This window comes from Veillonella sp. (assembly GCF_032470285.1).
Lineage (GTDB): Bacteria > Bacillota > Negativicutes > Veillonellales > Veillonellaceae > Veillonella.
The window spans coordinates 352,936-362,681 of the sequence record NZ_JAWEKP010000002.1 but is presented as its reverse complement, the minus strand read 5'-3'; the positions used below and the strand labels follow the sequence as shown (position 1 = coordinate 362,681).

The window sequence follows — 9,746 nt, the reverse complement described above, 5'->3', positions numbered from 1 at the left end:
GGCTAGCAAAAGCAAAAGCAAAAGCAAAAGCAAAAGCAAAAGCAAAAGCAAAAGCAAAAGCAAAAGCAAAAGCAAAAGCAAAAGCAAAAGCAAAAGCAATAGCAAAAGCAAAAGCAAAAGCAATAGCAATAGCAAAAGCAAAAGCAAAAGCAAAAGCAATAGCAATAGCAATAGCCGTAACACCAACAATAATAGTAACGATAATAGTAACAACAATAACAATAATAACAGCTATAGCAATTGCAATAGTCGTAATAGTAATAATAACAATCTGCAGTAAAAGTGTAGTCTACGGGCTGCGCTTTTACTGTATTCTAAAGAGATTATAATAAATAATATGATAAGTTATTAGATAATTTATCAGAAGCTTTATAATATATTTTGTAATATATGTGAAGGTTAAGTAACAAGGATAGGTTATGGAACAAACACCTAAGGCAAACCGCATACATATTGCCTTTTTTGGCCGTTGTAATGCTGGTAAGTCTACATTGATCAATATGTTAACTGATCAGCCTGTATCGTTAGTATCCGATGTGGCAGGGACTACAACAGATCCTGTAAGCAAAGCTATGGAAATCTTGCCACTCGGCCCTGTGGTGATTACTGATACAGCTGGTATAGACGATACAACTGAATTAGGTACATTACGCATGGAGAAAACAGAAGAGGTTCTGAAAAAAATTAATCTTGCTGTTTATGTGCTTCGCACTGATGAAGAACCAACTTCGGATGATATGCATTGGTTAGGTCTTTTAAAACAAAATAATGTACCTATCGCGCTTTTTATAAATGAAATTAATTCGACTAAATTCGATAAGCATTTATATAAAAATGATATAGATGAGCTTAAAGAGAATATAGTAAAGTCTAAAGGAACTATAAAAGAATCTGTAGACAATATAAGTAAGGTTACAAACAATTTAGATGATTCTAAAGATATTGTCGAAAAAGTTATAGTGGGGGAGGGCTATATAGCTGCCCATACAGGCTTATCAGACTTAGCTACTGTTATTGGTTCTGCTGACTTCACATCTGATGCTAAGCGCTTAGAGTTGCTTGATTTACTCGGGGGGGTAACACCACTTGATGTAGAAGGGGAGCAAACTCTTTTACAAGGTTTAGTTGAAGAGGGGGATACAATTATTCTTGTATGTCCTATCGATAGTGCCGCACCAAAGGGGCGACTCATCTTGCCACAGGTGCAAACTATCCGAGAAATTCTCGATTATAAAGGCTTAGCATTAGTCTGCCAAACAGAAGAATTACCGGCTATGATTCACTCTCTTAAGAATCCACCTAAAATGGTAATCTGTGATTCCCAAGTTTTTGATCGGGTTGATGAGTTGACCCCCGATTCGATTCCGTTGACGTCTTTTTCTATTTTGATGGCACGGTTCAAGGGAAAATTACAGGATTTAGTAACTGGTGTTAAGGCTATTAAGAATCTGAAAGCTGGTTCCAAGGTGCTTATCAGTGAAGGTTGTACACATCGTCGTCAATGCGATGATATTGGGACTGTAAAAATACCCAATCTTTTAAAGAAGCAAGGCTATACAGATTTACAGTTAGAATTCACTAGTGGGGGAGCATTCCCTAAGGATGTATCACAGTATGATTTGATCATCCACTGCGGTGCTTGTATGTTAACACGCCGCGAGGTGTTACGCCGTATAGAATGTGCTGTTGTACAAGGTACGCCTATTGTAAATTACGGTGTACTCATAGCAGCTCTACATGGTATACTAGAACGAGCAATAAGCCCATTTGTTGACGAACTAGAGGGCTAATAAATAGCATTGTAATATGTATGTAACACATACATTTAGATATACATTACATACTTGTTATATATATTGTTATATAGCTATCGTTTATCTATATTAGATATATTAAATATATTAAATTAAATTGCATGCAGTCATTTAACTTTCACAATAGGAATGGTATAATTAACTGTTGGAGTTTTGATGATTGTATAGGAAGGAAAATACATGTTCGAATCGATTCAACCGTGGATAGGCATGGTTACCATCGTTCTTGTTATAGTGTCATTCGTATATTGTGTAATCTTACACATCCGTTTAGGTAGCTTGAAAAAGAAATACGATTTCTTTATGCAAGGGGAGCATGGTGCGAGCCTAGAACGTAAATTATCTGTAGAGGTTAGTGAAATTCGCGATGCTGCAAAGGGCCTTGAGTCCTTGTTATCCGAGCAAGTGGCAATTCGCAATATTCAGAGTAATACGATACAAAAAATTGGCTTTATTAAGTATAATGCTTTTGAAAATATCGGAAATGATTTGTCCTTTGCGCTTACCTTGCTAGATGGCAACAATAATGGCATCTGTATTTCTAGTATTTACGGTCGTAGCGAATCTCGTATTTTTAGTAAACCTATTGTGAAAGGTAAAAGTTTAGTAAGTCTTTCACAAGAAGAATTAGAAAGTTTGAACGAAGCGTTGGGTGAGCGTACCAATGAGGAAGCGTTGACGAGCGCTATCGTCTCGAAATAAGGAAGTTTTATGTTGAAAATACCGGCATTCATTTCAAACAAAGTTGAAAGAAATGGTGACAACTGCATATTGACATTAACTACCAAGCAAGCGAAACTCGTTGCCATTATTGGTTCTGTAGTATTGGTCTTGGCATTGGTACTCGGTATTTGGGGCATCGTGCGCCAGGCTGAGGTTGTGCAATTACGTCAACAAACGCAATTGCAATCGGAACAGTTGAAATTGTTACAACAAAAAACAGAGGTTTTGGATAAGAAAATCCAAAACCTAAATCAAATTAGTGAAGAGAATAAGCAAATGTTAAAGGGTGCTGAATCTGGTACACCAGCTCAAGGTGGCGGGGATGGTAGCGACCCAAAGCAGGAAGCCGCTGATAATAGCGAAGTACAGACGTTAACAGCGGCACAATTATCGGCTCGACTGTCCAAAATGGATAAGGAAGCACAAAAATTGCTTGTTAGCTTCTATACGATGCGCAATATTCTTCGTGATGGTGGCGCACAAGATTTGATGGCATTACAATCCATCAACTTCTCCGCTGGTTCTGGTGGTGCTGTGAATAGTACGACACCTAGTATTTGGCCAAGTAAGGGTGTTATTACATCTCCATTTGGTAGCCGTGTTGACCCTGTTACGGGTGCTATTGGCGCATTCCATGAAGGTATCGATATTGCCGATGACTATGGTTCCCAAATTGTAGCTACTGCGGCAGGGGTGGTAACCTTTGCAGGGTATACAAGCGGCGGTTATGGTAACCTCGTTGAAATCGATCATGGCAATGGCTTTGTTACCCGTTATGGCCATAATAGTGCCGTATTGGTAACAGTAGGGATGAGCGTGAAACAAGGTCAAACCATAGCTTTGATGGGTAGTACTGGTAAAAGTACGGGTGCCCACGTTCACTACGAGGTACGCCTCAACAATACGCCTGTAGATCCTATGATTTTCTTACCAATTAGCAATTAGATACGCAAAATCAATTGTGATACACATAAATCAAATACTATATACTCAAAATTAAATACAATACATATGAAAAGAACTTGTTATGCGTGCACATGCGCTTATAGCAAGTTCTTTTTCTTTCTTTTTGTATATATATATTGTAAAATAAAAGTATATGAACGGAGGTATATCTATGAAGGCCTATGTACAAGTTTATACCGGCGAAGGCAAGGGCAAAACAACTGCCGCAATCGGCCTAGCTATTCGTGCCATCGGGGCTGGCAAGAAAGTCCTCTTCTTACAATTTATGAAATCTAAAGTATATAGTGAGCATACTATTTTACCTACCTTAACAAATTTAACGTTAGAAACTGTGGGCAAGCCATTCTTTATCATCAAAGAAGGCATGAAGAGTAAGGATGAACTTGCTAAATGGGGCGATGAAGTCGTTGTCTTTGAGTCTGGTAATCCCCCGAAGGATTATGTGGCTCTCATTGAAAAAGGCTATGAACGTGCACTCGCTGCGATCAGCAGTGGTGAGTACGACCTCGTTGTACTTGATGAGTACAATATGGCTCTCTTCTTTGAACTCATTACATGGGATAAAACTAAAGCTTTACTCGATGCTCGTCATCCAGAAACGGAACTCGTATTTACGGGCCGTGGGGCCCCTCAAGAATTAATTGATGAGGCAGATCTCGTAACGGAGATGAAAGAGATTAAACATTACTACCTACAAGGTGTAATGGCTCGAAAAGGTATTGAAAACTAATCATAGGAACACCTAAGGAGGTGATGTGGTTGAGTACAGTGGCTATTGTGGTCCTCGTTATTGTGGCCATTATTGTAGCACTCATCTTGACTATCCTACTGGCACCAATCACATATAGCATCGAAATTGATGGACGGACGCCATATCGTGGTGAGTTGCGCATCAAATGGCTGTGGCGCGTATTTTCACTCCACTTAGCGTACATTCAAAATAAACCATTTTTTAAGGAATTATACGTTTTAGGTGTACTTAAGATCGGTCCTGTGAAAGATTATGAACAATGGCTTGAAAATCGTGTAGATGAAGAATATCAAAAGGTAATGGACGATGATGGCGACATGGCAGAAGCCTTTGCAAAGGCTATGCAAGGAGGCGGACAAGGTCCAACTACAAGCTCCAGCGGCACAAGCTTTGATGACTTGAAGAGCGCCCAAGGCTCCAATACAATCTTTGATGATGAAGAATCACCAGGGGCGGGAATCTCACCTAGGGCAAAGGAGCGCATTGAGCGACCTGATGCGGTTTCTAAGGATATGGATGCACAAGCTCGTGCTGATCGGTATGACTCGATTCAACAAGATCCAACGGCTCACATTCAAGATGATGATGAAGTAGTAAGTCGTGTTACTTTTAATAGTGACGGATCTATCAAGGAAAAGGTATTTACGAAGGTAAATGATATTAAAACGACTGTGAAACAACGTTTTGGAAAGCCTGATCCTAATGATCCGGTAGCATCATTCAAGTCTGAAATTCCTACATTCTGGTTCATGAAACACTTGAGAAATACAGAGTTGTGGCGTCAGATATTCCTTGTGTCGAAACGATGCTATAACCACTCTAAACCACGTGATATGGTTATAGAGGGCCGATTTGGTATTGGCGATCCGTATCGGATGGGGCTTATTGCATCTATGTTGTATAGCATTTGGCCTGAGCAAGCAGAGTCTATTGAGATAGATTATGTGAACTGGGTAGCTGAAGGCAGTGGTTATATCAAAGGTCGTATGATTCTTGCCGTATTGGCGTGGTATGGTACTAGATTTTTGGTATCTAAACCTATGCGTTCCCTATTGGGTGAAAGTGCTCGTGTCTTCTGGGTTAAACGGAAGGAAGCAAAGCAACTAGAAAAGCTAAAAGCCGCACAAGGCCAAACAGCGTAAGGATATATTAAGTCAAATTAAGTAAATGAGCTGTATACGATAATCTATTACATGTCAAAACTATATAGGCAATATAAAGGTTACTTATATGTAATATAATAATTGAACATACAGCTACGATACTTTCACAAAAAGCGGAGGTACTGTGATGGAGAACAGTAATGTAAAAGAGAATTTGGAAGTCCTATTCGAGAAGTTTAAAAATATGATTAAAGTGGAAACTGTAGTTGGTGAAGCTGTGCAAATCGGCGATACTACACTCGTTCCATTTGTTGATGTAACCTTTGGCTTCGGTACTGGTACAAACCACTGCACAGCCAATAAAAATCAAGAATCTGGCGGCGGTGGCGGTGGTGCCAAGATGGAACCAAGTGCGATCCTTGTTATTAAAGGTGACCGCATCGAATTGTTCAACATTAAGGGCAACCCTTACAGCAGCAGCTTTGATCGCCTTATCGGTTTGGTACCTGATCTTGTATCTAAATTGAAATCCGATAAATACATCTATTTAAATGATGAACAATAATTCGGTGAATAATGAACCATAATTTGATGACAAATTATAAATAATTGGTGAAAGCCGAAATGCCCACATGTGTGTTCTGAATATGTTTGTATCGACTGCTTTAAGGGTCTCAGAGTATGCTTGTGGGTATTATTTTAAGTTCTAATAACTTTCATAAGTAGTTCATAGGGCTTTATTATGCTATTTATCATAGTCTTGTGAAATTTAGCAAGATTTGCTATAGTAAAAATAGTACACTATTGGATTGTATAGTGACACTTTTAATCGAGGAGGATTTCAGATGAAATTATCTAAAAAATTGACTACCTTAGCTATCGTTGGTGCTATGTCTGCTACTGCTGCAGTAGCAAGTGCTGCTAACATTGGCTTAGTAAATATGAGCCAAGTAGTAAATAGCTACCCTGGCTACGGTGCATTAGATATGAAAATGCAACAAGTAGACGCTCAATACCGTCCACAAATTGAAAAAAAAGTTCAAGAAATTGAAAAAATTAAAGACTCTGCACAAGCAGAAGCAGAATTCAACAAAACTGTAGCTCCATTGCTTCAAAAAGAAAACGAAGAAATCAATAAAATTGCTCAACCTATGATGCAAGCAATTCACAACACTGTTGAAGCTATTCGCGTTGAAAAACAAATGGACGTAGTATTGGATGATCCATACACAATTCGTGCTGCTGACGCTAACAGCAAAATCGAAAACATTACTAACGAAGTAATTAGCCGTCTTAAAAAATAATAAGCACAAAACCCCCTAACTGAGGTATCAGCTAGGGGGTTATTTATTAAAATACATTTTAATAAATCCGATAAAGGAGTGAGATTTAATGAAAGATTTTAAAGTATTAGCCACAGAGCGGTATTCGGTTCGAAAATTCGATAGTCGACCAGTGGAGCAGGAGAAGCTAGATATTTTGTTAGAAGTTGCTAGATTAGCACCTACGGCTCATAATTATCAGCCGCAACGACTGCTCGTGTTAAATACAAAAGATAGCTTAAAGAAACTAAAAGATTGTACAAATGGTCATTTTAATGCACCGTTAGCAATTATTGTCTGTTACGATAATACGGTGAGCTGGAAGCGGGAATACGATGATGCAGATATGGGGGTTGTAGATGCTAGCATTGTGGGATCCCACATTATGTTTACCGTAGCCGATATCGGTTTAGGCACAACGTGGATTGCTCATTTTGATCCTGCTAAAGTACGCAAGGCATATAACTTGCCTGATAATATCATCCCTGTAGCCATCTTCCCAATTGGTTACCTTCATCCAGACTGTGTTCCTGCACCAGGCCATACAAAACGCTTTGATGTGAGTGAATTTACAATCTATAATTCCTTTTAAAAGAATGTTTTTAGACTATGTATTACTCTATAAGTATTTAATAACTATGGATATAACTGAACTATTGAACAGTTATATAAAACTTAATAACTATATGATTTCTCTTTAATACATAGTTTATATAAAAAGGACAGTTGCTTGTATCAACTGTCCTTTGGTATTTTATTCTGGTTTATGAATGAGGTTTACAACGAATTCGCTGTCTTCTACGAGTGTAGCTTGGATGTAGTTGTCGCCGTTAAATTCCAATACTTGGCCTGGTACGAGTACATGCTCTTCAGTTTCATTAAGAAATACTTGTACTTTACCTTTTACAACTGTAAAAATGACATTAGCTTCAGGGTGGTTATGTTTTTCCACCTTTTCACCAGCCTTGCCGCCTTTTTTTACGATTACATAGTTAGGACCTTGGAATAATAAACCTAATTCTTGATTAACTGTGCCTGCCATAATGGACCTCCTAGTTCTAATTTTTATATTGAAAGTTTAATGTAATACATACTATGTTGTATATCTATCTTATAATTGTATTATAAATGATATTGTTTATCAATGCTGTGCTTATGGCTACAGTTTCGAAAATAGTTAAGCTATTGTATAATTTATATAAAAATAGGTATGAAAAAAGGAGCGTAAGTTACGCTCCTTTTTCAGTACATATATCTGAGAGTAGATAGTTTATATTATTTTTTACGAATTATATATAAACGTGTGCCGTTTTCTTCAGTCGTTACAAGTTCAAAGGCTGGATCGATAGCTTTTACAAAGGCCTCGAACCACGTTTGATAAGCTAATGCCATGAACTTAGGGTCAACGCCCGCTGTACGCCAGTAGCCTGCTTGTAATCTGTGGTCGCCAACCCAGGTAAATTCTTCTGGGCTTTCAGAAACCACTTGGTCACCACCATCGCAAGGCATGCCATTTACGTAGAAGTTTTGTAACGCATTGTAAATCGCTGGTGCAGTGTGTTCTTCAAGGTTATCTTGAGCCACAACGCCACATGCTTGGCCTTGTACTGCAAAGGCATCTAGAATAGCGGTTACTACGTGTACTGCTTCATCGCCGGAATTTGTGTCGAGCATATCTTTGATGAAAGCTGCTTCACGAACGGAAGCAATGTTGATTTGGTTAGCTAACCAGCCGTGAATATTGCCATGGTCGATGATGTTTTCCAAGGGAATGCTTGGATTAATTGGCTCGCCGTATGTATCTACGGAGATGGAGTGTAGTTCCTCCGCTAAATCATCAACAACTTTAGAAGTTTTTTCTAAAATCAAATTTTCACGCTCAACGAGCAATTGAATTTTGCGATATAACCAGTAATGGATGTGACCTAAGAATGCAGACATATTAAGCTCCTTTTCGTGCTGTTTCTAATTTCTCTACTAAATCGTATACATTAAAACCGTGGATTTCTGCGGCTTGCCATAATGGCTCAGCTGTTGCAGATGGGCAACCTAGGCAACCCATACCAATACCTTGTAATACAGGTACAACATGTGGGTAGGTTTCAACGATGTCGCGAATAATTGTGTCTGGAGTGATAGGGGAACCTGCTTCGAGGCGTGGTGCTTCTACTTCAGGATCGTTACCTTGACCAGGCAAGAACACAGCTGGTTCTTCGGATTTACTTTCAGCTGGAGCCCCTTCAAGGTCGCCCAATACAGCTGCTTTGAAAGCCTCTAAACCAATGCGGTCGATAAATTCGCCCATGCGTTCGATTTGTGCGTTTTCTTTATAGTATGCGATGATTCGATCAACTAATGCAAGAGCTTCTTTTTCTGTTTTAACTTCTGCGATGAGGTCGCCGATGCGAGGATGCGCACCGCCGCTACCGCCAGCGTATACATTCCAACCGTCTACAGTACCGATAACGCCCACATCTTTCATGCGGCTTTCAGTACAAGAGTTTGGACAACCGGACACGCCGATTTTCATTTTACTTGGCATTTCAAGAGATAAATATTTGCGTTCAATTTGCATGCCAAGGTGTACGCTGTCTTGTTTAGCACGTTTACAGAAGGTAGTACCTGGGCAGATTTTTACGCTGCGCACGCGGTTGGACACAGTGTACGCTGGCTCCATGCCAAGCATTTCCCATGCTTTATCTACGTCTTCTGCTTTCAAATTCGTAATCATAATGCGTTGGCTGCCAGTTAATTTAAGAACAGCGCCGAACTCATTCGCTACGTCGATATATTTTTGTAATTGATCTGGTTGAATGAAACCTGCAGGAACGCGAGGTGTAATTGCATAACGGCGTTGACCGTTTTTTATGCGTTGTAAATTTGCTGCAATTTGTGCCATATTAAATCCTTTCTCGAGCCCTCTCTGCGGAGAATAGTGGCTAAAACTACTTAGTTAATCTATAAAACTCTTTATATATTAATTATTTACGCCCTAGGGTTTTGTGAAAGCTTCGCACATATATACGGACAAGTGGGATGAGATCAACTAGGCGATGCCTCATCAAAA

Annotated in this window: 12 protein-coding genes; 9 read left to right on the top strand and 3 right to left on the bottom strand. The window is 39.2% G+C overall.

Translation table 11 applies throughout. The features are described 5' to 3' along the window. The 9 genes from E7B10_RS04170 to E7B10_RS04130 all read left to right on the top strand — a co-directional run. Positions 1-329: hypothetical protein (locus E7B10_RS04170; RefSeq protein ID WP_316055513.1), on the top strand; the 329-nt coding region annotated here is incomplete at its 5' end. 90 nt (positions 330-419) lie between these two features. Further along, a complete protein-coding gene (hydF, locus tag E7B10_RS04165; protein WP_316055512.1) occupies positions 420-1,790 on the top strand; it encodes a [FeFe] hydrogenase H-cluster maturation GTPase HydF in 1,371 nt (456 codons plus the stop codon). A gap of 204 nt (positions 1,791-1,994) precedes the next feature. Beyond that, positions 1,995-2,516 carry a DUF4446 family protein gene (locus E7B10_RS04160; RefSeq protein ID WP_195394957.1) on the top strand — a complete coding sequence of 174 codons (522 nt, stop codon included), beginning with the start codon at positions 1,995-1,997 and terminating at the stop codon, positions 2,514-2,516. Positions 2,517-2,525: 9 nt separating this feature from the next. Continuing rightward, a complete protein-coding gene (locus tag E7B10_RS04155) occupies positions 2,526-3,482 on the top strand; it encodes a M23 family metallopeptidase (protein ID WP_101928903.1) in 957 nt (318 codons plus the stop codon). 172 nt (positions 3,483-3,654) lie between these two features. Further along, on the top strand, positions 3,655-4,233 hold the full coding sequence (locus E7B10_RS04150; protein ID WP_004694402.1) for a cob(I)yrinic acid a,c-diamide adenosyltransferase: 579 nt from the start codon (positions 3,655-3,657) through the stop codon (positions 4,231-4,233). 29 nt (positions 4,234-4,262) lie between these two features. Beyond that, the gene (locus tag E7B10_RS04145) at positions 4,263-5,396 is read left to right on the top strand and encodes a hypothetical protein (protein WP_118091172.1); all 1,134 of its coding nucleotides are present in this window, start codon (positions 4,263-4,265) and stop codon (positions 5,394-5,396) included. Between the two features lie 148 nt (positions 5,397-5,544). Beyond that, the gene (locus E7B10_RS04140; protein WP_004694406.1) at positions 5,545-5,922 is read left to right on the top strand and encodes a GerW family sporulation protein; all 378 of its coding nucleotides are present in this window, start codon (positions 5,545-5,547) and stop codon (positions 5,920-5,922) included. A 280-nt stretch (positions 5,923-6,202) separates the two neighbouring features. Then, on the top strand, positions 6,203-6,661 hold the full coding sequence (locus E7B10_RS04135) for an OmpH family outer membrane protein (RefSeq protein ID WP_004698051.1): 459 nt from the start codon (positions 6,203-6,205) through the stop codon (positions 6,659-6,661). 88 nt (positions 6,662-6,749) lie between these two features. Next, positions 6,750-7,271: a nitroreductase family protein gene (locus tag E7B10_RS04130; RefSeq protein ID WP_155085743.1), complete on the top strand. Its 522-nt coding sequence runs from the start codon at positions 6,750-6,752 to the stop codon at positions 7,269-7,271. A 162-nt stretch (positions 7,272-7,433) separates the two neighbouring features. On the opposite strand, the gene E7B10_RS04125 is transcribed toward E7B10_RS04130, so the two are convergent. The 3 genes from E7B10_RS04125 to E7B10_RS04115 all read right to left on the bottom strand — a co-directional run bounded on the left by E7B10_RS04125 (position 7,434) and on the right by E7B10_RS04115 (position 9,578). Then, positions 7,434-7,721, bottom strand: coding sequence for a cupin domain-containing protein (locus E7B10_RS04125; protein WP_004694414.1), 288 nt, complete (start codon positions 7,719-7,721; stop codon positions 7,434-7,436). A gap of 233 nt (positions 7,722-7,954) precedes the next feature. Then, on the bottom strand, positions 7,955-8,620 hold the full coding sequence (locus E7B10_RS04120; RefSeq protein ID WP_316055511.1) for a hypothetical protein: 666 nt from the start codon (positions 8,618-8,620) through the stop codon (positions 7,955-7,957). Between the two features lies 1 nt (position 8,621). Continuing rightward, positions 8,622-9,578: a DUF1858 domain-containing protein gene (locus E7B10_RS04115; protein WP_004694418.1), complete on the bottom strand. Its 957-nt coding sequence runs from the start codon at positions 9,576-9,578 to the stop codon at positions 8,622-8,624. Positions 9,579-9,746: the final 168 nt, after the last annotated feature.